We start from the raw sequence: 25328 nt of genomic DNA, 5'->3' as shown, positions 1-25328 counted from the left end.
CATCATGCAAGCAAAACACAATGGGGCTACCCGCTTTGCCACCGCCGGCCTGACACAGATTGTGCTGGCGGGCTATACGCTGCTGGCGCTGTTTCCGATTGCGCTGATCATCATCAACTCGCTGAAAAGCCGCGCCGGCATCTTTGATGATCCCTTGGCGCTGCCCAATAGCGAAACCTTCAGCCTGATCGGCTTTGAGAAAGTGCTGCATTCGTCGCACTTTACGCTGTACTTCGGCAACAGCCTGATCGTGACGATTACTTCGCTGGTGCTGATTCTGCTGTTTGGCGCGATGGCCGCCTGGGCGCTGGCTGAATATCGTTTTAAAGGCAGCCGCATCCTGGCCCTGTTTTTTGCCTTCGGCATCATGGTGCCGATCCGCCTGGGCACGGTGTCCATCCTCAAGCTGATGGTCAGCCTGCAACTGGTGAATACGCTGACCGCGCTGGTGCTGGTGTATGTGGCGCAAGGCTTGCCGCTAGCGATCATGATCCTGAGCGAATTCATGCAGCAGATTCCTAAAGAACTGAAAGAAGCCGCGCGCTGTGATGGCGTGGGCGAATTCAAGATCTTTTTCCAGGTGGTGCTTCCGCTGATCCGCCCCGCCGTGGCCACCGTGGCCGTGTTCACCATGGTGCCAATCTGGAACGACTTGTGGTTTCCGCTGATTCTGGCGCCGGGTGACGACACAAAAACCGTCACGCTGGGCGTGCAGCAGTTTATTGGCCAGTACGTGACCAACTGGAACGCCGTGTTGGCCTCGCTGACGCTGGCCGTGCTGCCGGTGCTGATCATGTATGTGTTCTTCAGCCGACAACTGATCCGCGGCATTACCGCTGGCGCAGTCAAATAAATCGCACCCGACAAGAATACCGGCGCGCTCAAGGCCGCCCGCTTTTGGAGTTACACCGATGTCTCATGTTTCGCTGAAAAACCTGACCAAATCGTACGACGGCAAAACCAACGTGCTGTCGGGCATCAATCTGGAAATCAATGACGGCGAATTCGTCGTGCTGGTGGGCCCGTCGGGCTGCGGCAAATCGACGCTGCTGCGCATGGTGTGTGGCCTGGAAGAAATCACCGCGGGCGATCTGGAAATTGATCGCGCCCGGGTGAATGATCTGCCGCCCGCTTTGCGCGGGATTGCCATGGTGTTCCAGAGCTACGCGCTGTACCCGCATATGAGCGTGTACAAGAACATGGCGTTTGGCCTGAAGGTGGCGGGGAAAGACAAGGCCGAGGCCGACGTGCGCATCCGCAACGCCGCCCGCATTCTCAAGATTGACCACCTGCTGGAGCGCTTGCCGCGTGAACTGTCGGGCGGGCAACGCCAGCGCGTGGCTATCGGCCGCGCCATCGTGCGTGAGCCCAAGCTGTTTTTGTTTGACGAGCCGCTGTCCAACCTCGACGCCGCACTGCGCGTCCAGACGCGTCTGGAAATCGCCAAACTGCATCGCGAACTCAAGGCCACCATCGTGTATGTGACGCATGATCAGGTCGAGGCCATGACGCTGGGCGACAAGATTGTGGTGATGCACGACGGGCTGATCCAGCAAGCCGGTTCGCCGCTGGAACTGTACCAACAACCGGCGAATCTGTTTGTGGCTACGTTTATTGGCTCGCCCAAGATGAACTTGCTGGAAGGCGTGGTCGAAGTCGCCGAGGCCGATCATCTGATCGTCAATCTGGCTGGCGGCCAGCGCGTGCGCGCAGATGTGTATGGCGGCAATACCGCGGTGGGCGATCGCGTTAACGTCGGCATCCGCGCCGAGCATTTGTGGGAAGACGACAACGGCAGCGAACGCTTTAGCGGCGTGGTCGATCTGGTGGAACATCTGGGCGAATCCAACTTCTTGTATCTGACGCTGAGCACCGGCCAGGCGATGGTGGTGCGCGGGCATGGTGATCGCGAAGTGAAGATCGGCGATGCAATCAATATCAGTGCGCCTTCTGCTGCCTTCCATGTGTTTGATCGCGATGGCAAGGCCTGCAAGCGCCTGAAGCCGGGCAATATGATCGCGGCCAAGCGCGTGCACGCCTGATAGTCCGGCTTGTCGGCAATAAAAACCGGTGCCTCGCCGTGTGCGACGCGCCGGTTTTTTCTTGGCCTGGCGCAGCCGTTTCGTACATCCCGCAGCCGCCTGTTGCATGTGCAAGCGCGCCCTGCCCGCCTACACTGAAGCCCATCGCGCGGCGTCGCCGCTCTCTTCGGGAATACAGCATGCAACAACGTCAATTTGGTAAAACCGGTTGGTCTGTCAGTGAGATTGGTTTTGGCGCCTGGGCCATCGGCGGCAGTTGGGGCGACGTGTCGGACCACGACGCCGAAGCCGCACTTAACGCGGCGCTGGATGCGGGCGTGACGTTTCTGGATACCGCTGATGTGTATGGCGATGGCCGTTCGGAACGGCTGATTGCGCGGGTACTCAAAAGCCGCGGCCGCGAGGGCATCGTGGTTGCCACCAAAGCGGGCCGCAAAATCAATCCGCACGTGGCCGCCGGTTACACCCCGGCTGCGATCGAAGGCTACGTGGATGCCTCGCTGCGCAACCTGGAAGTCGACGCCCTCGATCTACTGCAACTGCACTGCCCGCCCACCGAGGTCTACTACCACCCCGAACTGTTTGAGTCGCTGGACAAGCTGGTCAGCAAAGGCAAGCTCAAGGCTTATGGTGTGTCGGTAGAGAAGGTCGAAGAAGCGCTCAAGGCGCTGGAGTATCCGATCAGCAGCGTGCAGATCATCTTCAACATGTTCCGCCAGCGTCCTACCGAATACTTTTTTGAACGCGCCAAAGCCCAGCAAGTGGCCATCATCGCGCGCGTGCCGCTGGCCAGCGGCCTGCTCACCGGCAAGCTCAGCGCCCACAGCACCTTTGCGCGCGAAGACCACCGCAACTTCAACCGCCACGGCGAGGCATTTGATGTCGGCGAGACCTTTAGCGGCGTCCCGTACGAGGTGGGTCTGCAAGCGGTAGAAGAACTGCGCGCGGTTACCGGCAATGTTCCGCTGGCACAACTGGCGCTGCGCTGGATACTGATGTTCGACGCCATCACCGTGGCCATCCCCGGCGCCAAGAATCCCACCCAGGCCCAAAGCAACGCCGCCGCCGCAGCCTTGCCCCCGCTTTCAGAAGAACAAATGACCGCCGTCAAACGGATTTACGACACGCATATCAAGCCGCATGTGCATCAGCGCTGGTGAGAGTGGTGGGACGTAGGTGGCGATGGTGTTCTTGTTGGTGGCTTTGAGTGGTGGGTCTTGACCCACCCTATGAGACAACAGCTTTTGACCTGGCCCCGGCAACAGCGAAGCGCATTGCCCCGAATCAACAAAGCCGTGTCGGGGGCGTTGAAGTGGGGTCAGTTTGCGTACCGCCGGAGCGGAGGGGCCGGAGCGTACATAAGTACGTGAGGACGCCGAGCACCGCCGGGACGCAAAATGGCCCCGCTACAACGCCCCCCTCACCACAAAAAAAAAGTGAGGGGCCAGGAGTCCCCTCACTTAAGTGCTTTTATGCTTTTCGCTGCATTACCAACCCGGTAACCCGCCTCCAGCACGCAAACCGCATGCTGGCGAAATAAGGCAGAGAGTCATACTCTTCACGTCGATTACTGCTTACCTCCACCCCCGGTTTTCTGTTTAACCGGCGGCGCTACTCACAAACCAACCCCACCTGGAACAACAGCCGGATGACCAGGGTCACGCGGCTGTTGTTTTGAGTGCAGTGGCTTGTCCCGTAGACGGGAATCGTATCGTTCAGCCAGGCGTTGCCGCCCGGCTATGCCGACACAATCAGGCCCTGCGACTTACCACCATGCTTCTGCTTGAACGCCGATCGAGCTGCCGGACGTAGCGCCGTTGTAAACGCTAGCAGTGCCGTCAGTGTTGAAGGTGTTCATTGCGCCGTTCTTGGCCGCATCGTTCCACTTGGCGTAGGTGTAGAACAGACGCAGTTCCGGACGGGCATAAGCGCCACGGCCAGCAGCTGCGGTCAGTGCAAACGTCACCTTGCCCAGAGTCTGGGTCGAACCTTGGTCCGGCTTGAACGACTCGTAGCCCACTTCAGTGGCGAAACCGAAGATGTCGGTGAAGTGATACTGCGGACGCGCGCCGATTGCCCACCAGGTGTCATCGCCAGCGGTTTCATACTTGTCTTTACGATAAACAGCGTGGGCCATCAGGGTCCAGTTGCTGTTCTTCGGCTCAAGCGTGATGTTGTCGAAGACCTGGGTGGTGCTGTCGTCGGTGGTCGCAGAGGTGTTCACTTGCGAGAAGTTACCCGTTGCGTTGGCGCCACGGCCGTATTGCAGACCAACACGGTTGGAGCCGAGGTCAGCAACCGGGTGATCGAAGGCAGCGGACAGGTACCAGCCGTTCTTGGCAGCAGCCGTCGGGGTGATCACACCAGCCGAGTTGGCGGTGTCGTCAGCCTTGTCGCCGAAAGTTGCGCCGGCGTTGAAGGTGAACGCGCCCGGGCCAGCCACAACGTTGGAAACCTTGAACAGGTTTTCCAGCCAGGTGCGGTTGGTGTGAGCGGTGTCGATCGGACGCATCAAAGCGTAGCTGAACAGCGCGCCGCTGTTGCCCAGGGCTACGTTTTCGATACCAGCACCGTCGCCGTCACCGACCAGGTACTTGTAATCGAGCATGTGCAGGTCAGGACGATCGTAGTAACGACGGCCAACCCACAGCACAGCGTCTTTCAGCGCGCCGTCACCGAAGTGCGAAACGCTGATGTAGTTTTGTGCGAAGTTGGTCTTGTTGCTGCCCCAATCCGAGTACGGAGCATCCGCCTGGATCATGGTGTGGGCAACCCACTGAGCGCCGTTCGACTGGTTGAACACCGGGATGTCCAGGCCGATTTCGGCGTAGGCATCACATTCGTTACCCAGACGGAACTTGGCGTAGCCCACGCCAAAACATTCGGCCGTGCCGCCCTTGCCGGCGACGCCCCAGCCTGCACGGAAGTAGCCCGTGGAGGTCACGCTGCCGATGGCAGATTGAACGGCGGTAGGAACCACGTCGTCCGCGAAGGACATTGCGCCGGCTACCAGCATCGCTGCAGCGGCGATCTGAGTAATGCGGAACTTGTATGCCATTTTGTTACTCTCTCTTTTCTCGAGTGGAAAACCCGTCTATGCGGGGGCTTCAGATAGCTCGCTTCGCTGCCACGACGCTTGCTAATCGGGTACTTCGAGCTGGCGAAATTACAAGATAAGCCAGCCGTCAGTTCAATCCTGGCGTTGTCATTTGCCTGTTTGAGGGATGTCGGCAACGACAGGATTCTATTTCTGGCCTCACGGCACTGCCGTGGGGCCTTTGTTTGTTCAGTGTCTGAGCGGTCAGTATCGAGGCGGGTGGGTTAAACCCAATGTCGGCCTGACGCTGAGCAATTTGTCATCGGCAAAATTCCTTAAACCTGCCTGAATCGAAAATCGCTCGGGATTCGTGCGCCGCTGGCGTTTCCTTCCCCGAAACTGTGCGTTGAACGATAAGCAGCGGGGGAAGGGGTCGAAATCAGTAGAACACCTGTCGGGGTTTTTGCGTACGGTGTTTGCTGTATGCGTTTTGGCGGGGTTTAGGGACAATTGCACAAGACTTGTGCAGAAAACCGCTGAAATGAGGGTGTTTTGCGTAGTTTGTTGCACTGCACTACGAAAAAACGTCGTTTGTATCCGCGTTTTATTTATGTTGCATAAATCAAACACTCATCCCCCAAATCCGTCCGTTGATACCTGCAAGGGCGTCAGTCGATGCTCACAAAATCGCTGCGGCGCGTTTCTTTGATCCCGGCAATGAGCGCGTGAGGGCAGAAACCGGGCCAGATATCGCCTATATGACATATATATAAGTGGCCCCCATGGAGCGCGACGTTGCCGCGTGATGGCCGCTTTTCGCTGCATCTGAACGGCACCTGGTTTTGTGCTACCCTGCTACCCAGTTTTCAGACGGATTTTTTTCCATGGCAAAAGGCACCATTTATGTCGTGACCGCCCCTTCCGGCGCGGGCAAGACCACGCTGGTTGCGGCGCTGCTTGCGGCAGACCAGCAAATCCAGCTTTCCATTTCGTACACCTCGCGCCCGGCGCGCGCGGGCGAAGTCGAAGGCAAAGACTATTACTTTGTTGACCGCGCCAAGTTCGAAAGCATGATTGCGTCGGGCGACTTTCTGGAGTGGGCCGAGGTTTACGGCAACTACTACGGCACATCGCGCGCCTGGATCGAATCAGTCATCGAGAACGGCCGCGACATCCTGCTCGAAATCGATTGGCAAGGCGCGCAGCAAGTACAAAAGCTGTTCCCGGAATCAGTTGGCATCTTTGTACTGCCGCCATCGATTGCTACGCTGGAACAACGCCTGCGCGCGCGCGGCAAAGACACGGAAGAAGTGATCCAGCTGCGCATGGCCAAGGCCCGCGAAGAAATGGGCCATGTCAGCGAAGCGCAATACGTCATCATCAATGAACACATCGATGACGCCGTGCGTGACATCATCAGCGTGGTGCGCGCCGAACGCCTGCGCGGCGAACGTCAGGCCATTCGGCATGCCGCGCTGGTCGAGGCGCTCAAAGCCTGACCCCTTCTGCTACAATGCTGACCTCAACGGCCATCACGGATTCGTGCTGGCCGTTTCAGTTTTTCTGGAATCTGGAGATACCCAATGGCTCGCATTACCGTCGATGATTGCCTGCACCGCATCGAAAACCGCTTTGATCTGACGCTGGTGGCCGCTTATCGCGCTCGCCAGATCGCCAATGGCTCCACCCCGCAAGTGGACGCCCCGGGCCGTGACAAACCCACCGTACTGGCGCTGCGTGAAGTGGCAGCCGGCATCGTGGGCCGTGAAGTCCTGAACCGTCGTTCCTGATTGTCATGACATAGCCGGGGCGCGCGGGTCTGTTAATCAGGCTTGCCCGCCCCAAACTGTCCGCTATGGAAACGATGCTCGCTGCTGCAGATGTACCCGACCTGGCCATGAAAGCGCCAGCGGTGATTACGGCTGCCAATCACTTTCTGAGTGAGGACACGGCTTATTTGAAGGCGGACGACCGGATGTTTCTGGCGGCCGCCTTCAAGTTTTCCGAGGCCGCCCACCGCGGCCAGAGCCGGCAAAGCGGCGAGCCGTACATCTCGCATCCGCTGGCCGTGGCCACCATCCTGACGTCGTGGCATCTGGATGCGCAGGCCTTAGCCGCCGCGCTGCTGCACGATGTGATGGAAGACAGCGGCATCACCAAGCTCGAGCTCACCGAAAAGTTTGGCAAGCACGTGGCCGAACTGGTCGATGGCATGAGCAAGATCGACAAGCTTGAATTCCAGAGCAAGGAAGTCGCGCAAGCGGAGAACTTCCGCAAAATGCTGCTGGCCATGGCGCGCGACCTGCGCGTCATCCTGATCAAGCTGGCCGACCGGCTGCACAATATGCGCACCATGGATGCCATGCGCGCGGACAAGCAAAAACGCATTGCCCGCGAAACCATGGAAATCTACGCGCCGATTGCCAACCGTATCGGCCTGAATGCGGTGTACCTGGAACTGGACGATCTGTCGTTCAAGTATCTGTATCCGCATCGCTACGAAGTCTTGTCCAAGGCGCTCAAAGCCGCGCGCGGTAACCGCCGCGAAGTGGTGACCAAAATTCTTGAAGGCCTGCGCACCAAGCTGGCCGATTCCGGGCTGGAAGCCAGCGTGTCTGGCCGCGAAAAAAACCTGTACAGCATCTATCGCAAGATGCAGGAAAAGCACCTCAGCTTTTCTGAAGTGCTGGATATCTATGGCTTTCGCGTCATCGTGAAAGACGTGTCGTCGTGTTATCTGGCCATCGGCGCGCTGCATGCGCTGTACAAGCCGATTCCGGGCAAGTTCAAAGATTACATCGCCATCCCCAAGGCCAACGGCTATCAAAGCCTGCATACCACGCTGTTTGGCCCGTATGGCATCCCGATTGAAATCCAGATCCGCACGCAAGACATGCATCGCATTGCCGATGCCGGTGTGGCCTCGCACTGGATGTACAAGAGCGGCGACGATGGCTTCTCTGAAGTGCAGCAAAAGACGCACCAATGGTTGCAGTCGCTGCTGGAACTGCAGAGCGAATCGGGTGATGCGGTCGAATTCCTCGAACACATCAAGGTCGATCTGTTCCCGGATCAGGTGTATGTGTTTACGCCCAAGGGCAAGATTCTGAGCATGCCGGCAGGCGCGACTTGCGTCGATTTTGCTTATGCCGTGCATACCGACATCGGCAATCGTTGTATCGCCGCCAAGATCAATCACGAGCTGGTGCCGTTGCGCAGCCGTCTGAAAAGCGGCGACCAGGTCGAGATTGTGACCGCCGCCCACGCCAAGCCCAATCCGTCGTGGCTGACCTTTGTAACGACGGGCAAGGCGCGTTCGCATATCCGCCATTTCCTCAAGACCATGCGTTTTGAAGAATCGGTGCATCTGGGCGAGCGCTTGCTGGCGCAGGCATTTGCCACGCTGCACACGCAATTCAAGCCGCTGGGCGAAGAGGTGTGGGACCGCTATCTGAAAGAAAGCAGCGCCCGCACGCGCGAAGAAGTGCTGGCGGATATCGGCCTGGGCCAGCGTCTGGCCGTGGTGGTGGCCAAACGTCTGCTGCAGTTGTCAGGCCAGTGGCAAGACGAAGTGCCGGGTTCGGGCGGGCGCAAGATGACGTCGGTGACCATCCGTGGCACCGAAGGCATGGCCATCCAGTTTGCCCGTTGCTGTGCGCCAATCCCGGGCGACCCCATCATCGGCCTGGTCAAAAAAGATCAGGGGCTGGTCATCCACACGCATGACTGTCCGCAGATTTCCGGCCGTGGCCGCATCGACGCCGACAAGTTTATCGACGTGGAATGGGATCCGGAATCCAACCGCCTGTTTGACGTGCCGGTACGTGTGCTGACCGAAAACGCCCGTGGCGCGCTGGCGCAAATCACCTCGGCCATTGCCGAGGCCGAAGCCAATATCGTTTCGGTGGTGACCCAGCATGCCGAGAGCGAAGGCGACCGCTTTATGCACATCCAGTTTGTGCTGCAAGTCGCCAACCGCGCGCATCTGGCGCGCGTGATGCGTAGCTTGCGCCAGTTGCCAGTGGTGTTCCGCATCCAGCGTATGCGCGGTAACGAGAAAGTCTGATCTTGTGCCGCGCCGGGCCAGGCACCTTGCCCGGCTCACTCCTCTTCCATCGCGATCCGTAGATTTCTGCTCTGGCCACTTTGAGTGGTGGGGCTTGCCCCACCCTATGCCGCCGCTGCATCCGAGCGGGCAGCAACTGGCATGCGGCGGGTCAGCGCTCGCGGCTACAGCGCCGCTGTGGGGCTGCGCCACGCCATTCGTCACCATTTAGGACAATGGCATTGACCTAATCCATCGCCATTTCTACACTCCGGGCATGTCGTTTGCTTTATGGCATGCGGGTAACTCCGCTCACGCCTCATGGCCACAAGCCGCCGAGGACTATCGCCAATTTCCTACCGGAAATGATCATGACTTTCAAATTTGCTGCACGGCCAGTGCCTTTGGCCACGGCTGCCGCCTTGTTCTGGGCGGGTAACTTTGTTGCCGGCCGCGCCATTAACGGCGAACTCTCTCCCCTCTCCCTCTCTTTTGGTCGCTGGATACTCGCTTTGCTGTGCCTTGCACCGCTGGCTTTGCCGCGTCTGCGTGGGGCATGGCCGCAACTCAAGCAACATTGGCGCACTGTGCTGGTGCTGGGGCTGCTGGGGGTCACCCTATGCAATACGCTGATTTATCGCGGCGTGGCGCATACCACCGCCACTAATGCGGTGATGCTGAACGCGTTTGTGCCGATCATGGTATTGCTGGCTGGCCGCATGTTTCTGGGCCAGAGCATGAGCTGGATGCAATGCATAGGCAGCGCGCTGTCATTCTGCGGCGTGGCTGTAATCCTGACTCACGGCGCACCGGCGCAATTACTTAGCCTTAATCTGAACCCCGGCGACTTGTGGGTGTTTGCCGCCGTGGCATGTTGGGCGCTCTACACGCTCACGCTGCGCAAAGTACCCACCGGCATCGACAAGATTGCCATGCTGTTTGCCACTATCCTGGTCGGCACCGTGATGCTGGCACCCGCCGTGCTGTGGGAATGGGCGCATCAGGGCGTGCCTGCTTTGAGCGTGCACAGTGCCAGCATCGTGCTGTTCCTCGGTATTTTTCCGTCGGTACTGGCCTATCTGTTTTACAACATTGCGGTGGCCCAACTCGGTGCCGCGCGCGCCAGCAGCTTTATGCATCTGATTCCGGCTTTCGGCGCGGTGCTGGCGATGTTGCTACTGGGCGAACACGTGCAATGGTGGCATCTGGCCGGCCTCGCCAATGTGTTGGCGGGCGTGGCGCTCAGCAACGGCATGTTGCCGCGCTTGAGTTTGCCGCGACCGGCATTGCGCTAAAAACCAGAGGCGTCCGCGAGCGGACGCCTTTTTTGCGCCTGTGCCGTGCGCGCTAGCGGCATTGCGGCGGCAACATCTTGCGCGGGATATCGGGGCTGAGGCAGCGCCAGGTGACGTCGTATCTGGCATTGGCCACCGGGCTAAGAATTAGCCGCAGGCCTGTCACCGGCCGCACCATGCCAAAGCGCAATTCCAGTTGGCCGTTGGCGGTATCCAGATGCAGGTCGGACACTTCCTCTGGCATTGCAGCATCAAAGCCCGCCGCCTGGAGCGACGGCGGCACCTCATGATGCTGGCGATAATATTTGCCCACCGCCGTGGCTGCGGCCTGTTCATACTCCAGCGCCGCATCAACGCTGGCCCGGCCATTGATGTTGTCATAAGCGGGCGCGATCACCGCCTGCACCATGCGCGGCACGATCACCGCCACCAGGATACCCAGTGCCATGATCGGCCGACTGGCGACGCCACCACGCTGTTCCAGTTCTTCAATCTGCAACAGGTAATCCGGCTGCCGCGTCTTGACCTCGTCGATCAGCTTGCGGCAATGCCGGTAATACAAAGCATTGGCCACCAGAGGCGGCCCGAACAGCAAGGCCAGCACCACCGCCGTGATAACGGCGATGCCTATGGTCTGGCTGAACATCACCAGGATCAGCAAGCCCAGCGTCACCAACAGGGTCGGCACCACCATCGCCACTGCGGCCCACAGCCACATTTTGCGATAGAGCAACCAGTACATCGAAACCAGCAAGGCCGCCCAGTTCCAGCTCAGGCCCACGCGGCCTTGTTCGTCGAAATTGATAAATTCGGCCAGATAGTAATCCTGGTTTCTCGGCCCCAGCAGTGCCTGGTACAAGACCTGTTGCGCTTCGTGGCCGGTGAGCGGGCGCAGCACGGCACCACAGCTATAGCAACGGTCCGCCGTTGTATCGTTCACTTTGTCGCATTGCGGACATTCAACGTTCACTTGCTGCTTCCCTTAAGCCCTGGCGTCTGGCGCGCCGTGCGGGCATGTTTTTTAGTGGGAAACATTATGTCCGAGCTTATTTGCGTGTATCAAACCAGTAAGCTTTTGTAATGCAGAATTTACAACACGCTGGTCGGCGATGGCCGTGCCCTTTGCGCGAGCGGGCCATAAAAAAACCCCGCCGCAGCGGGGTTTATGGTGCGGCGGCTGCCGCTTATTCCAGGTTCTGGATTTGCTCGCGCATCTGTTCAATCAACACCTTGAGCGCCATCGACGCCCGGCTGGTATCCACCGACACCGATTTGGAACCCAGCGTATTGGCTTCGCGATTCAGTTCCTGCATCAAAAAATCAAGACGCTTACCCACGGCGCCGCCCTTGTCCAGAATGCGGCGGACTTCTTCCACGTGGGCGGTCAGGCGCGACAGTTCTTCGTCCACGTCTATCTTCTGCGCAAACATCACGATTTCCTGGCGCACGCGGTCGTCGTCCAAAGTGCCCATAGCTTCCAGAAAGCGCGTCTTGAGGCGGCTTTCGTAGTCTTCTACCAGTTGCGGCACGCGCGGTTTTACCTCGGCCACGATCTGTTCCATGCCCGCAACGCGTTCCAGTAAATGCGCTTTGAGCTTCTCGCCTTCGCGGCCGCGGCTGGCGGTAAAGTCCTTGATCACTTCACCCAACAAGCTCAAACAGGCTTCGCCCAGTTCTTCTGCTTGCGGCGCCGATTGCGTCAGCACGCCCGGCCAGCGCAGCAATTCACCCAGTTTGAGATCGCCACTTTCCGGTGCCAGCGCCTTGGCGGCCTGGGCAGCGGCGATCAGCCCTTGCAGCAAAGCCTGGTCCAGTTTCAGCTCGCCCACACTGCCTGCGTTGGCGTTAAAACCAACGCGGCACTCCACCTTGCCGCGCGCCACGCCACCGGTAATTTTCTCGCGCATGGCGCCTTCAAAAGCGCGGAATTCTTCCGGGCAGCGCACGGTCAGGTCGAGAAAACGATGGTTGACCGCGCGCAATTCGACGGTCAGGGTACCGGCGGGCAATTCGCGTTGCGCCACAGAAAAACCGGTCATGCTGAAGATCATTTCAAATCCTTTTGGCGCGATACCCACGAGGCCGGGTGTTGTCGGATCACGACACAATCAGGGGCGGTCACCCACGGAATGACCGGTCAGCCTGATGCGGCCGCCGCCGCGCCAATTCTCGTAAGCATCGCTATTTACTTTAGATAGGGGGCCACTCACAATGCGCGGCAGAGCATGAGTATAACCAATCCCCCGGATGACAACGCCCAGTAATCAACCGCTGGCTCGCGGCTACCAGTTACAGAACTATACGATTGCCAAGCTGTTGTCCGCTGGCGGTTTCAGTATTGTGTATCTGGCGCACGACGAGAACGACTATCCCGTCGCCATCAAGGAGTACTTGCCTAATTCGCTGGTATTGCGACGGGAAGGCACGCAAGTACAAGCGACCAGCGAAGAAAACCTGGCGCTGTTTCGGCACGGCCTTAAATGCTTCTTTGAAGAAGGCAAGACGCTGGCGCATATCTCGCATCCCAATATCGTGCGAGTGCGCAATTTCTTTCGCGGCAATGACACCGTGTATATGGTCATGGAATACGAACGTGGCCGCACCTTGCAAAAAGAAATCCAGCTCAAGCATGACCGCGAAGGCGTTGACGAAAAACTGATCCGGCACGTGTTCTATCACCTGTTAAATGGCCTGCGCGAAGTCCATTTAAACAAGCTGCTGCATCTGGATATCAAGCCCGCCAATATCTATATCCGCAAAGACGGCTCACCGGTATTGCTGGACTTTGGCTCGGCACGCCAGGCATTAACGGCCGAACATTCCAAGCTGGCCCCGATGTATACGCCGGGCTTTGCCGCGCCCGAGCAATACGGCAAAAAAGAACCGCTCGGCCCGTGGACCGATATCTACGGCGTGGGCGCCACCATGTATGCCTGCCTGGCGGGCACCGCGCCGCCCGCCGCCGACCAACGGCTCAAGGAAGACAAACTGGTTAATCTGACGGAGCGTTATGGGGATCGTTATTCACCCGAACTGCTGAACCTGATCGACCGTTGTTTAAAGATGGACCAGGATTTGCGCCCGCAAAGCGTGCATCAGGTTCAAAAGCAATTGCTGCAACCGGGCTCGCCGCCCGCGCGCAAACGTACTTTGATCAACCAGTTGCGCCGCACCTGGCAAACCTTGACCACCAAGCCCGCACGGGTAAGCGAATGAAATTCAGCGTCTACCAGGACAGCCGCACCGGCGGCCGTAAATACAATCAGGATCGCGTTGGCTATTCCTATAGCCGCGATGCGCTATTACTGGTGCTGGCCGATGGCATGGGTGGGCATTTGCATGGTGAAGTCGCCGCGCAGATTGCGGTCGAACTGGTCACTGATCAATTCCAGAAAAAAGCCCAACCCGCTTTATCCAACCCGTCGCAGTTTTTAACCGACGCGTTTTTGCGCGCGCATGAAGCCATTTATCACTATGCGGCCAATCATCAACTGGTGGAAATCCCCCGCACCACCTGCGTGGCTTGTGTGATTCAGGACGGAATTGCGTATTGGGCGCACGCCGGTGATTCGCGTTTGTATCTGATGCGCCAGCGCCGGATTCTGGCGCAGACCGTCGACCATTCCAAAGTGCGCAAACTGCTGGATGACGGCAAGATCACCGCCGAAGAAGCCGCCGTACACCCGGAAAAAAACAAGATCTACAGTTGCCTGGGCGGCTCGTATCCGCCGGAAATCGACGTCGGCGGCAAGATCGCCTTGTCCGATGCCGACGTGGTGCTGCTGTGTACCGACGGCTTCTGGGCCAGCGTGTCAGAAGAAGACATGACGCAATTTCTCAGCGCTTTTCCGGTGTTGTTTGCCGTGCCGCAATTGATGGACCGCGCCGAACTGACAGGGGGCAAATTCGGCGACAACCTGACCGCGCTGGCGATCAACTGGCATGAAGAAGACGATGCGGGCGTCTCCAGCACCAGTTTTATCTCGACGCAAAAACTCGAGCAATCGACCATCGCCACCCACGTCGACCCGATGCATCTGAAAAAGTCTGAGGAAATTACCGAAGACGACATCGAAAAGGCGATTGCCGAAATCCAGTCGGCCATTTCTCGCTACAGCAAATAATGCGAGTACAAAGTGCCGGGCGCCCTGCCCGGCACGGCCAGCATCTTCAGCATCCGCAGCGCGTATAATCGCCGGCTTCCCCAGCAATAAGGCCAGCATCATGCGTGCATCCAACCGTCCCGCCGACCAATTGCGCCCCGTGCGCATCACCCGCCAATTTACCCGCCATGCCGAGGGCAGCGTGCTGGTTGAGTTTGGTGAGACCAAAGTGATCTGCACCGCCTCGGTCGAAGAAGTGGTCCCCAGCTTTCTTAAAGGCAAAGGCCAGGGCTGGGTGACGGCGGAATACGGCATGCTGCCGCGTTCCACCCACAGCCGCATGCGTCGCGAAGCCGCGCAGGGCAAACAATCGGGCCGCACCCAGGAAATCCAGCGCCTGATCGGCCGCAGCCTGCGCGCCGTGGTTGATCTGGCCAAGCTGGGCGAACGCCAGATCGTGATCGACTGTGACGTGATCCAGGCCGACGGCGGCACCCGCACCGCCAGCATCACCGGCGCCTTTGTGGCGCTGACCGATGCCATCAATGGCCTGATCGCCGACGGCAAACTGACGGAGAGCCCGATCCGTGAACATATCGCCGCCATCTCGGTCGGCGTAGTGGGCGACACCCCGGTGCTGGACCTGGACTACCCGGAAGACTCCGCCTGCGAAACCGATATGAACGTGGTGATGACCGGCTCCGGCCACTTTGTCGAAATCCAGGGCACCGCCGAAGGCGTACCGTTCAGCCGCGCTGAAATGAACGCGCTGCTGGATCTGGCAGAGAAAGGCATCAAGGAATTGATTGCGCTGCAGAAGACCGCGCTGGCGGGTTGAGCATCGACGAGCGGGCGAGCCACCGGCCGCTGTTTTGCTGCGCGCATCCGCTTCCACTGAGGCGTTCGGGTCCGGCCTTTTAACCGGCCGGTTTGACCGCCCCACCCCGTGGATAAGACAATACCGCCCTTTCCGCTTTCCGCCCCGGCTGGTCCGGGCACGCAAGGACCTCGTTTGAATTCCGCAGCAAAACAACCGGTTACACCGTCCCGCCGCTACTGCATCGCACCGATGCTCGACTGGACCGACCGCTACTATCGCTACTTTGCCCGCACGCTGTCGCAACACGCCTGGCTGTACACCGAGATGGTAAACACCGGCGCCATCATCCATGGCGACAAGATGCGGCATTTGCGTTTTGACGATATCGAAAACCCGCTGGCGCTGCAGCTGGGCGGGTCCGATCCTGCTGATCTGGCGCGCTGCGCGCGCATTGCCGAAGACTGGGGCTATGACGAGGTCAACCTTAACGTCGGTTGCCCGTCCGAGCGGGTGCAGTCCGGTAGCTTTGGCGCGTGCTTGATGGCCGAGCCCACGCTGGTGTCCGATGGCGTCAAAGCCATGCGCGACGCGGTGCGCAATATCGATGTCACCGTCAAACACCGCATCGGCATTGATCAGGTTGAGGAATACAGCTACGTGCGCGATTTTGTCGGGCAAGTGGCCGAGGCCGGCTGCCAGACGTTTATCGTGCATGCGCGCAACGCCATTCTTAAGGGCCTGTCGCCCAAAGAAAATCGCGAAGTACCGCCGCTCAAATACGATTTTGTGTATCAGCTCAAACGCGATTTTCCTGCTCTGGAAATCATCATCAACGGCGGCATCACCAGCCATGAAGCTGGTCTGGCGCATTTGCAGCATGTGGATGGCGTGATGATAGGGCGCGAGGCGTATCACAATCCGTTTAGCCTGGCGCAGGTGGATAAGCTGTATTACGGTGCCGCGCCTTCCGCGATTACGCGTGATCAGGCCATGTTGGCGCTGCGTCCGTTTATCGAAGCCGAACTCAAAGCGGGCACGCCGTTGCGCTTTATCACCCGCCATGTGCTGGGTCTGTATCAGGGCGTGTATGGCGCGCGTAACTGGCGGCGCATGTTGTCCGACGCCAAATTGCTGAAGAACGCGGACTGGCGTTTGATTGAGCAAGCGATGCGTGAAGTGGCGCCGCGCGAGCCCCAGCCCGCAGAGGCCAGCGCCCACGCCGCGACCGCGCCGCTGGCCGATTAAGCCGCCCCGCCTGGTGACACCCGCCCCGATAAAGCGCGAAAATGCCGCCTGCGGCTTTCGCGCTTTTTTCCTTTCGGCCCCGCCACACTGGATTCATCCCACCTATGCAACGCATCGTTCTCGCCAGCAATAACGCGGGCAAAGTCCGTGAATTCCAACGTTTGTTCGCACCGCTCGAACTCGAGATCGTGCCGCAAGGCGAACTCGGCGTGCCCGAGGCCGAAGAACCGTATTTCACCTTTATCGAAAACGCGCTGACCAAGGCGCGCCACGCCGCGCGCATCACCGGCTTGCCCGCGCTGGCCGACGATTCCGGCATTTGCGTGGCGGCGTTGGGCGGCGCGCCCGGCGTGTTGTCGGCGCGTTATGCCGGCGAACCCAAATCCGATGCGGCTAATAACAAAAAAGTGCTGGCCGATATGGCCGGGCAGTCCGATCGGCGAGCCTGGTATTACGCCGCGCTGGTGCTGGTGCGCCACGCCGACGATCCGCAACCGGTGATCGCCGACGGCAGCCTGCATGGCGTGCTGCTGAATGCGCCGCGCGGCGAAGGCGGCTTTGGTTACGACCCGCTGTTTTATATTCCCGAACTCGATCGCACCGTGGCCCAGTTGTCCGTCGATGAAAAAGGCCCCATCTCGCATCGAGGCAGGGCCTTGGCCGTGCTGATTGAAAAATTGCGTCAGGAAGGTTTTTAAGCGATGAGTGATGAAAAGCGTTGGGCGATTTATCGGCGCGATGATGGCAGCGTGGTGTCGTGCACCGAGAAAGTGAAGGTGATGAACGAAAACCTCGATGAAATCGCTCAGCAAATGCAGGATGCGCTCGAAGACGGGCTGTTGATGGAAGTCTCCGAGAACCAGATGCGCGAACTCCTGCACCAGATGGTCGACCGGCTGGCCAACCCGTGGGCGGGCCGCTGACTGTCGTCCGGCAGGAGGCAAACATGAAGTTCGCACTGGTTTCGGATATCCACGGCAATCTGCCGGCGCTGGAAGCCGTGTTGCGCGACGTGCACCGGCGCGGCGTCAGCACGGTGGTTAACCTGGGCGATAGTTTGTCCGGTCCGCTCTGGCCGCTGGAAACCGCAGAATTTTTGATGCGCCAGCCGTGGATCCATCTGGCGGGCAATCATGAGCGCCAGTTGCTGGATTTTGATCCGGCCCGGCGGGGCCCGTCTGATGTCTATGCCCATAGCCAACTTAACGCCGCAGTATTGAAGTGGATGGCGGGCTTGCCGCAGACCGCAAGGCTGGGACCGCAAGTGTTGCTCTGCCACGGCACGCCAGACAGCGATCTGCATTATTTGCTGGAAACAGTCGAACCGGGCGGCGTGCGCCTGGCAACTGCGGCCGAAATCACAGCGCGGCTCGGCGACACCGACGCGCGTCTGATCGCTTGTGGCCATACCCATGTGCCACGGGTGGTCAGCACAGCAAGCGGCCAGCTGATTGTTAACCCGGGCAGCGTGGGCTTGCCCGCGTATGACGACGACCAGCCGCATTTTCATCTGATTGAAAACGGCAGCCCGCATGCGCGCTATGCCATCTGCGAATGTATCGATAAAGCCTGGCACGCCGAATTACTGGCGGTGCCGTATGACCACGCCAAAGCGGCGGCCGCTGCCAGCGCGCGTAATCGTCCCGACTGGGCGCACGCCTTGCTGACCGGCTATATGCCGCCGCTGTGATCGCGCTGGAATCCTCCGCCCCTCTTTCACCCGCTGTACCGCAAAAGCAGAACCCGCCCCATGCAATCCATTTCGATGCCCGTTTCCAGCAGCACCTGGCAGATGACCGCGCTGCCGCCGTTAGCGCTGTATATCCACTTTCCGTGGTGCGTTAAAAAATGCCCGTACTGCGATTTCAATTCGCACACGTTGCGCGAAGGCGTGCCGGAGGCGCAATACATCGACGCGCTATTACGCGATCTGGAAACCTGTCTGCCGCTGACCTGGGGTCGCCAGGTCAGCACCATTTTTATGGGCGGCGGCACGCCCAGCCTGTTCTCGGCAGAAGCAATGGAGCAATTGCTGGCAGGCATCCGGGCGCGCGTACGCTTGCAGCCTGATGCTGAAATCACCATGGAAGCCAACCCCGGCACGTTTGAGGCGGACAAATTCGCCGGATATCGCGCTGCCGGCATCAACCGGCTTTCGATCGGCATCCAGAGCTTTAATGCGGGCCATCTGCAGGCATTGGGCCGCATCCATAACGATGACGAAGCCCATAAGGCCATCGAAATCGCCAAGCGTCATTTCGATAACTTCAACCTCGACATCATGTATGCGCTGCCGCAGCAAACGCTGGCGCAAGCGCTCAGCGATATCGATACCGCCATTGCCGCGGGCCCCACGCATTTATCGGCCTACCACTTAACGCTGGAACCCAACACGCTGTTCCATCGCTATCCCCCGGCCTTGCCCGACGACGACACCGCCGCCGATATGCAGGAAGCCATCGAGCAGCATCTGGCTAACGCCGGCTTTGAACATTACGAGACCAGCGCCTTTTGCCGCCCGGGCCGCCAGGCTAAACACAACCTTAATTACTGGAAATTTGGCGATTACATCGGCATCGGCGCGGGCGCGCACGGCAAGATCAGTTTTCACGATCGCATCATTCGCCAGATGCGCTACAAGCAGCCCGGCGAATATCTGGCGCAAATGGCCGCGGGCAACGCAGTGCAAACCGAAGAACAAGTGACGCTGGAGCAACTGCCATTTGAGTTCATGCTCAACGCGCTGCGCCTGGTGGATGGCTTTGATCTGGATCTGTTTACCCAACGCACCGGCCTGCCGTTAACGCGCGTGATCCACGAAATCGAACGCGCCACGGCGGATGGCTTGCTGGAGCGCGACCCCAACGACCTCCACCGCATCCGCCCCACCCTGCGTGGCCAGCGTTTTCTCAATACCTTGCTGGAGCGCTTCCTACCCGATTGAGCGCAGCGCTGGCGTGCCCAAACGCGCGTTTCCGTGGCAGGATAAGCCGTCATCCACACGGACCACGTCTTTATGCGCACGCTAGGCCTTCTGGGCGGTATGAGTTGGGAATCCACGGTCAGCTATTACCAGACCATCAATCGCATTGTCGGCCAGCGCCTGGGCGGTGTGCACAGTGCGCGACTGCTGCTGCACTCGGTGGATTTTGCCGAGATCGAAGCCTTGCAGCGCGCTGGCGCATGGGATGAAGCGGGCGCGTTGCTGGCGGCGGCCGCCGTCAAACTGCAAGCGGCCGGTGCCGAAGGCCTGGTGATTTGCGCCAACACCATGCACAAAGTGGCGCCGATCATCGAAGCCGCCATCGATATCCCGCTGTTGCATATCGCCGATTGCACCGCCGCCGCCGTGGCGCAAGCCGGGCTGGTCAAACTGGGTTTGCTGGGCACGCGCTATACGATGGAACAGGATTTTCTGCACAAGCCATTGCGCGAAAATGGCCTGCAGATTCTGGTGCCGGATGAAGACGGCCGCGATGTCGTGCATCGCATCATCTATGACGAGCTGGTCAAAGGCATCGTCGAGCCCACCTCGCGCGCTATCTATCAACAAGAGATCGCCACGCTGACTTTGCAAGGCGCGGAAGGCATCATCCTCGGCTGCACCGAAATCGGTTTGTTGCTGACTCAGGCCGATAGCGCGCTACCGCTGTTTGATACCGCGCAGCTGCACGCCGAATACGCCGCGCGCTGGATGTTGCGTGAAGTCAGCGGGCCCACCGCGCTGGCATAGCCAGCAGGCGTTTCCATCCATGCCGAGCGGCAGGTAAACTGCCCGCTTGCCTTTCCACCTCGCAATCCTAACGACTGAGCCGGAGCCCCCATGAGCAAGACCATCATCCATAGCGACGCCGCCCCCAAAGCCGTCGGCCCGTATTCGCAAGCCGTGCGCGTGGGCGATACCGTGTATTTGTCGGGCCAGATCGGGCTGGACCCGGTCAGCAATGTGCTGGTCGAGGGCTTTGAAGCGCAAGCGCATCAAGTGTTCAAAAACCTGCGCGCAGTGGCGCAAGCGGCCGGTGGCGATTTGTCCGATATCGTCAAACTGGGCGTGTTTGTCACCGACCTGGCCAACTTTGCCCGCCTTAACGAAATCATGACCGAGTATTTCAGCGAGCCCTTCCCCGCCCGCGCCGCCATCCAGGCCGCCGCATTGCCCAAAGGCGCTGTGGTAGAAGCCGATGCCGTGCTGGTGCTCAGCCGTTAATTTGCCGCGTTAACTCATCCCCGGAGCCCACCATGTTCCGCAATCCGTCCGATGCCGAAATCCGCGCGCTGTTGCAGCGCGTGCGCCGTATTGCCGTGGTGGGTCTGTCGCCCAAGCCCGATCGCCCCAGCTATGGCGTGTCGCAAGTAATGCAACGCGCGGGTTATCAGATTGTGCCGGTGCGGCCGCTGGTGGCCGAGGTACTGGGCGAGAAAGCGTACCCCGATCTGGCCAGCATTCCCGGCCCGGTGGATCTGGTTAACGTGTTCCGGCGCGCCGAAGAAATCGACGCGGTGGTGGACGAAGCCATCGCCATCAAGGCCCCGGCGATCTGGATCCAGCTGGGCATTGTTAACGAAGCCGCGGCGCAACGCGCCCAGGATGCCGGGCTGGTGGTGGTGATGGATCGGTGTATCAAGATCGACTATGCCCGGCTGCTTGCCTAGCCGTCGCGCGCAAGACACGGCATAGTCCATACAGATTGTTCTTATTTTCAGGCGACGTTACCCAGCCATGACGCTTTCGTTTACCAAAATGCAGGGCCTCGGCAACGACTTTATCGTGCTCGATGGCATCAACCAGCCGTTTACGCTCACCCCGGAGCAAATCCGGCAGCTGGGCGATCGCCATTTTGGCATCGGCTTTGACCAGCTTTTGCTGGTGGAAAAGCCAACCGACCCGGCCCATGATTTCCGCTATCGCATCTTTAATAACGACGGTGGCGAAGTGGAGCAATGCGGCAACGGCGCGCGCTGTTTTGTGCGTTATGTCACCGAGCGCGGCCTGACCGACAAAACCGAAATTTCGGTGGAAGTGGCCACCGGCATCATCAAGCCCAGGCTGGAGGCCAATGGCCTGGTTACCGTCGATATGGGCGAACCGCGCTTTGCCCCGCGCCAGATTCCGTTTGTGGCCGACGAAGACCAGATCGAACATCCGCTGCAAGTGGGCGACGAAACCGTCAGCGTCAGCGTGGTGTCGATGGGCAACCCGCATGCAGTGCAAGTGCTGGCCGATATCGACGATGGCGTGGTCGAACGCCAGGGCCCGTTGATTGAATACCACCCGCGGTTTCCGGCGCGCGTTAACGCCGGCTTTATGCAGATTCTGTCGCGCAATGCCGTGCGTTTGCGGGTGTATGAACGCGGTGTGGGCGAAACCATCGCGTGCGGCACTGGCGCTTGCGCGGCGGTGGTGAGCGGTATCCGCCGTGGGCTGCTGGATGCAACCGTCACCGTCACCACTCGCGGCGGCAACGTCGATATCACCTGGCGCGGCCCCGGCCAGCCGGTGCTGATGACCGGCTCGGCCGTCACGGTTTTCCAGGGCACTGTAGAAATCTGAACAAGCGCCCCAGCGCGCAGACCTAACCAGGAACACACCATGCAAGCGCATGAGGTAATGACGTGGTTGCAAAGCAACCCGGGTTTTTTTGATGATTACGCCGACGAAGTCGCCGATATTTTTGTGCCGCACAGCCACCATGGCCAGGCGGTCTCGCTGGCCGAGCGCCAGTTGCAAACGCTGCGCGACAAAAACCGCGCGCTGGAAGTACGTCTGGGCGAGCTGCTGCAATTTGGTGAAGAAAACGACGTCATCTCGGACATGCTGCATGGCCTGACGGTAAGCCTGATGCAGGCCGATGACCTCGGCAGCATTATCGGCACGCTGGAATACCATCTGAAAGAACGCTTTCTGGTGCCGCATGTGGCATTACGTTTGTGGCTGCCCACGTCCGACCGCCATCTGCGCGAATTTGCCCCGGTGGCCGAAGCCGTGCACAAGCTGGCCGCCAATCTGGTGTCGCCGTATTGCGGCCCGTATGTGACGGATGAAGTGACGGCCTGGTTTGAAGACGAAGGCGTCGAGTTGCGTTCGTTTGCGCTGTTTGCGCTTAAAACCGGCGAAGAACCGTTCGGCATTATGGTGATGGCCAGCCCGGACGCCGAGCGCTTTTACCCCGATATGGGCACGCTGTATTTGCAGCGCCTGTCCGAGCTGGTGTCCGCCGCAGTGCGCCGCGTGGTACCGCACACCGCGCCGGTCAGCACCACGCTGCCCGTGGCCGAATAAGCAGCATGCACGCCGATCTGCTGGCCCGCTTTGATCGCTACCTGAGCGGTGAACGCGGCGCCAGTGCGCACACGCGCCAGGCGTATGCGCGCGATTTGCAGTTGCTGATCGAACTGGCGGGCGAGCGCGAGCTATCCAAGCTCGGCCCGCTGGAAATCCGCGCCTTTGTGCGGCAATTGGCGTCGCGCAATCTGTCCGCTTATACGATAGGCCGCGCGCTATCGGCGTGGCGTACGTTCTTCAAGCTGATGACGCGCGATCTGGGATGGGCCGCCAATCCGGCCGCCAGCGTACGCTCACCCAAAAAGCGCCAGCGCCTGCCCAAAACCATGAGCACCGACAGCGCCGCCGGTTTGCTCGACCATCTGCCCGACGACGACACAATTTCAGCGCGCGACAAGGCCATTTGCGAGCTGGCGTATTCCTCGGGCTTGCGGGTGTCGGAGCTGGTGAGCATCAGCTTGCCGGATCTGGACTTGCGCAGCGGCCTGGCCCGCGTAACCGGCAAGGGCAATAAAACCCGCCAGGTGCCCATCGGCAGCAAAGCAATCGAGGCGCTGCAGCACTGGCTGAGCTATCGCGGGCTATGGGCGTCGCCCGATTGCACCACCGTGTTTGTCAGCAAGCTGGGTAAAGGTCTGACCACCCGCGCCGTGCGCGCGCGACTTAAAACGTGGGAAGAACGGCTGGGGCTGACCGAACCGTTATTCCCGCACAAACTACGCCACAGTTGCGCCACCCATTTGCTGCAAAGCTCGGGCGATCTGCGCGCGGTGCAGGAATTGCTGGGGCACCAGAATCTATCGACCACCCAGGTCTATACGCATCTGGACTGGCAAGTGCTGGCCAAAACCTACGACAGCACCCACCCGCGCGCCAAACGCAAACCGTAGCCACCCAAGGCAACGTTGCTCAAATTTGCGTCGAACCCGGCGCAGCCATCAAACCACATCAAAGAAAAACAGCTGCACCAGTCGCCCATCCTGCATGGTCGAGCCAAACACATTGCTCAGCGAGTGATAGTAATCGCCGCGATACGTCACCAGCCGGTTGGATTGCATCGGCAGCTCAGCGGTGGGCGTCCACGTGGCGCGGCGGGCGGCCAGTTCGTTAAACGGCTGGCTGCGGTCGTTGGATAAGCAGCGCGCATGGAAATCGGCCAGCCCCGCGTAGCCCGCTGCGGCCAGTTCACTATCCAGCGGGCGCTTTTGCCAGCCGGTTTCCTGATGCCGCCAGAACATGGTGCCGCCATGGCAATGCTCGGGCGCGTTCAGATACAGCACGGCGGCGTAGCAGCGGCTGCCATCTTCGGCTTCGTTATCGATGTGGATATCGGTGCGCGCTTCCGATTCCGCAAAGCTGACTCGAAACGCACCGTTATCCGGCGACGACCATTTGACGGTGCGGCCCAGCACATTGGCCAACAACTGCATGGTGGCTTCGGCCGGCTGGCCTTCGGTTTGCACGCCAGGATAGTTTTGCCCGGCATAAACCTGGGCATGGAATTCTTGCGCCAGCGCGTGTTCACGCCATGCCACGGGGTCCGCCATGACGTTATCAATCACATGCAGATCGCGCTCGGCCACAAACTGCGCCAGCTGTGCGTCATCCATATCGGCTTTTAAATCAGCCGCCGACAAGGTGGTCTCCACCGGCTTGACGCCCGCTTGCGGGCGCGCAAAACCGACGCGGAATTTGCCTTCGTCTTCGGGCTTCAGCGTGCGCGCGCGGGCGGCAAATTCGCTGGCGATTTCGACCTGGTCCAGCTCGTACGCCAGCGCCACAATACGCTCGGCCAGGGCAAAGTCTTCCATCGCCAGCCGCGCGGTGCTCAGCAACACCTCGAGCGCGGCCGGGGCGTCGGGTTTGGTCAGCAAATGTTCGGCGTAGCCCAGCGCATACAGGGGGTCGGCTGGGGCGATTTCATGGGCGCGATAGAAATGCGTGGCCGCAGCAAACGGGTCATGCGGGCGCAGAAACTGCGCGGTATTGAAATGGAATTCGGCATGGTCGGGTGCCAGCGCCAGCGACTTCTGCAACAAAGCTGCGCCCACTGCGCCCTGGCCCATGCTAGCCAGCGCCAGGCCTTGGTAATGGATGGCTTCGGCGTGGTCGGGCTTGATGGTCAGCGCTTTTTGATAAAGCGCCAGCGCATCGGCCAGCCGCCCTTGGCGATGCACCTGCAAACCTTGTACCACCACTTGTTGCGCGCGCTCTGCGGGGCCGGTGGCGACCGCGACATTGCCTGCGGCCAGTTTGCGTTTCTTCTCACCCATGTGATGACCTTGTGCCGTAAGGCGCTGTTCTGCAAAACGCCCATTCTGCTAAGACTGGACGCACCAGTCCATCCACAAAGCACCCGACGTGGCGCGTTTTTTGTAACCAGCGCGCCGCAATGTCAGCAATGCCGCGTCGCCCGCCCGATGGTGCGCCGATCAGAGAACAAGCGTTCTATAATGCG

At 59.8% G+C, this 25328-nt stretch carries 25 protein-coding genes; 21 read left to right on the top strand and 4 right to left on the bottom strand.

Going from position 1 to position 25328, the window contains the following annotated elements; translation table 11 throughout:
- The first annotated feature begins 4 nt into the window (after positions 1 to 4).
- From ACYQ1A_RS04305 to ACYQ1A_RS04295, 3 genes are all read left to right on the top strand, one after another.
- Positions 5 to 853 carry a carbohydrate ABC transporter permease gene (locus ACYQ1A_RS04305; RefSeq protein ID WP_053937184.1) on the top strand — a complete coding sequence of 283 codons (849 nt, stop codon included), beginning with the start codon at positions 5 to 7 and terminating at the stop codon, positions 851 to 853.
- Positions 854 to 911: 58 nt separating this feature from the next.
- On the top strand, positions 912 to 2042 hold the full coding sequence (locus tag ACYQ1A_RS04300) for an ABC transporter ATP-binding protein (RefSeq protein WP_499360495.1): 1131 nt from the start codon (positions 912 to 914) through the stop codon (positions 2040 to 2042).
- A gap of 179 nt (positions 2043 to 2221) precedes the next feature.
- Complete coding sequence (locus ACYQ1A_RS04295; RefSeq protein WP_062221923.1) at positions 2222 to 3202, top strand: aldo/keto reductase; 981 nt, start codon at positions 2222 to 2224, stop codon at positions 3200 to 3202.
- Positions 3203 to 3807: 605 nt separating this feature from the next.
- Here ACYQ1A_RS04295 and ACYQ1A_RS04290 read toward each other — a convergent pair.
- Positions 3808 to 5100 carry a carbohydrate porin gene (locus ACYQ1A_RS04290; protein ID WP_499360493.1) on the bottom strand — a complete coding sequence of 431 codons (1293 nt, stop codon included), beginning with the start codon at positions 5098 to 5100 and terminating at the stop codon, positions 3808 to 3810.
- An 863-nt stretch (positions 5101 to 5963) separates the two neighbouring features.
- On the opposite strand from ACYQ1A_RS04290, the gene gmk reads away from it, so the two are divergent.
- From gmk to ACYQ1A_RS04270, 4 genes are all read left to right on the top strand, one after another.
- A complete protein-coding gene (gmk, locus tag ACYQ1A_RS04285; RefSeq protein WP_062221938.1) occupies positions 5964 to 6578 on the top strand; it encodes a guanylate kinase in 615 nt (204 codons plus the stop codon).
- An 84-nt stretch (positions 6579 to 6662) separates the two neighbouring features.
- The gene (gene rpoZ / locus ACYQ1A_RS04280) at positions 6663 to 6869 is read left to right on the top strand and encodes a DNA-directed RNA polymerase subunit omega (RefSeq protein WP_062221929.1); all 207 of its coding nucleotides are present in this window, start codon (positions 6663 to 6665) and stop codon (positions 6867 to 6869) included.
- Between the two features lie 74 nt (positions 6870 to 6943).
- Positions 6944 to 9145 (top strand): RelA/SpoT family protein, encoded by a 2202-nt coding sequence (locus ACYQ1A_RS04275; RefSeq protein WP_499360490.1) that lies wholly within the window; start codon positions 6944 to 6946, stop codon positions 9143 to 9145.
- A 350-nt stretch (positions 9146 to 9495) separates the two neighbouring features.
- Positions 9496 to 10419 (top strand): DMT family transporter, encoded by a 924-nt coding sequence (locus ACYQ1A_RS04270; RefSeq protein WP_499360488.1) that lies wholly within the window; start codon positions 9496 to 9498, stop codon positions 10417 to 10419.
- Between the two features lie 52 nt (positions 10420 to 10471).
- On the opposite strand, the gene ACYQ1A_RS04265 is transcribed toward ACYQ1A_RS04270, so the two are convergent.
- Positions 10472 to 11389, bottom strand: coding sequence for a DUF2628 domain-containing protein (locus ACYQ1A_RS04265; RefSeq protein WP_499360486.1), 918 nt, complete (start codon positions 11387 to 11389; stop codon positions 10472 to 10474).
- A 214-nt stretch (positions 11390 to 11603) separates the two neighbouring features.
- Entirely contained in the window at positions 11604 to 12458 is an 855-nt protein-coding gene (locus tag ACYQ1A_RS04260; RefSeq protein ID WP_499360485.1) for a YicC/YloC family endoribonuclease, read from the bottom strand.
- Between the two features lie 208 nt (positions 12459 to 12666).
- On the opposite strand from ACYQ1A_RS04260, the gene ACYQ1A_RS04255 reads away from it, so the two are divergent.
- The 14 genes from ACYQ1A_RS04255 to ACYQ1A_RS04190 all read left to right on the top strand — a co-directional run bounded on the left by ACYQ1A_RS04255 (position 12667) and on the right by ACYQ1A_RS04190 (position 23760).
- Positions 12667 to 13635 (top strand): serine/threonine protein kinase, encoded by a 969-nt coding sequence (locus ACYQ1A_RS04255; RefSeq protein WP_499360483.1) that lies wholly within the window; start codon positions 12667 to 12669, stop codon positions 13633 to 13635.
- A complete protein-coding gene (locus tag ACYQ1A_RS04250) occupies positions 13632 to 14543 on the top strand; it encodes a PP2C family protein-serine/threonine phosphatase (RefSeq protein ID WP_499360481.1) in 912 nt (303 codons plus the stop codon). Before ACYQ1A_RS04255 ends, ACYQ1A_RS04250 begins: the two co-directional genes overlap by 4 nt.
- Before the next feature lie 100 nt (positions 14544 to 14643).
- Entirely contained in the window at positions 14644 to 15360 is a 717-nt protein-coding gene (gene rph / locus ACYQ1A_RS04245) for a ribonuclease PH (RefSeq protein WP_499360479.1), read from the top strand.
- A 174-nt stretch (positions 15361 to 15534) separates the two neighbouring features.
- The gene (dusA, locus tag ACYQ1A_RS04240) at positions 15535 to 16587 is read left to right on the top strand and encodes a tRNA dihydrouridine(20/20a) synthase DusA (RefSeq protein WP_499360478.1); all 1053 of its coding nucleotides are present in this window, start codon (positions 15535 to 15537) and stop codon (positions 16585 to 16587) included.
- Between the two features lie 104 nt (positions 16588 to 16691).
- Entirely contained in the window at positions 16692 to 17285 is a 594-nt protein-coding gene (rdgB, locus tag ACYQ1A_RS04235) for an RdgB/HAM1 family non-canonical purine NTP pyrophosphatase (protein ID WP_499360476.1), read from the top strand.
- 3 nt (positions 17286 to 17288) lie between these two features.
- A complete protein-coding gene (locus ACYQ1A_RS04230; protein ID WP_053937198.1) occupies positions 17289 to 17510 on the top strand; it encodes a hypothetical protein in 222 nt (73 codons plus the stop codon).
- Between the two features lie 23 nt (positions 17511 to 17533).
- The gene (locus ACYQ1A_RS04225; protein ID WP_499360474.1) at positions 17534 to 18277 is read left to right on the top strand and encodes a metallophosphoesterase family protein; all 744 of its coding nucleotides are present in this window, start codon (positions 17534 to 17536) and stop codon (positions 18275 to 18277) included.
- A 60-nt stretch (positions 18278 to 18337) separates the two neighbouring features.
- A complete protein-coding gene (gene hemW, locus ACYQ1A_RS04220) occupies positions 18338 to 19531 on the top strand; it encodes a radical SAM family heme chaperone HemW (RefSeq protein WP_499360472.1) in 1194 nt (397 codons plus the stop codon).
- A 72-nt stretch (positions 19532 to 19603) separates the two neighbouring features.
- Positions 19604 to 20320, top strand: coding sequence for an aspartate/glutamate racemase family protein (locus ACYQ1A_RS04215; protein WP_062222646.1), 717 nt, complete (start codon positions 19604 to 19606; stop codon positions 20318 to 20320).
- Positions 20321 to 20410: 90 nt separating this feature from the next.
- Complete coding sequence (locus ACYQ1A_RS04210) at positions 20411 to 20794, top strand: Rid family detoxifying hydrolase (protein ID WP_062222648.1); 384 nt, start codon at positions 20411 to 20413, stop codon at positions 20792 to 20794.
- A gap of 32 nt (positions 20795 to 20826) precedes the next feature.
- A complete protein-coding gene (locus ACYQ1A_RS04205) occupies positions 20827 to 21240 on the top strand; it encodes a CoA-binding protein (RefSeq protein ID WP_062222650.1) in 414 nt (137 codons plus the stop codon).
- Between the two features lie 67 nt (positions 21241 to 21307).
- Positions 21308 to 22138 (top strand): diaminopimelate epimerase, encoded by an 831-nt coding sequence (dapF, locus tag ACYQ1A_RS04200; RefSeq protein WP_062222652.1) that lies wholly within the window; start codon positions 21308 to 21310, stop codon positions 22136 to 22138.
- Between the two features lie 39 nt (positions 22139 to 22177).
- Positions 22178 to 22867 carry a DUF484 family protein gene (locus tag ACYQ1A_RS04195; protein WP_499360468.1) on the top strand — a complete coding sequence of 230 codons (690 nt, stop codon included), beginning with the start codon at positions 22178 to 22180 and terminating at the stop codon, positions 22865 to 22867.
- Positions 22868 to 22872: 5 nt separating this feature from the next.
- Positions 22873 to 23760 (top strand): tyrosine recombinase XerC, encoded by an 888-nt coding sequence (locus ACYQ1A_RS04190; protein ID WP_499360466.1) that lies wholly within the window; start codon positions 22873 to 22875, stop codon positions 23758 to 23760.
- A 48-nt stretch (positions 23761 to 23808) separates the two neighbouring features.
- Here the strand turns inward: ACYQ1A_RS04190 and ACYQ1A_RS04185 are convergent, their stop codons facing one another.
- On the bottom strand, positions 23809 to 25143 hold the full coding sequence (locus ACYQ1A_RS04185) for a DUF6445 family protein (RefSeq protein WP_499360464.1): 1335 nt from the start codon (positions 25141 to 25143) through the stop codon (positions 23809 to 23811).
- Positions 25144 to 25328 lie beyond the last annotated feature (185 nt).

The sequence above is a fragment of the Silvimonas sp. JCM 19000 genome (assembly GCF_054652575.1).
This window is presented reverse-complemented; position numbering and strand designations above follow the sequence as displayed.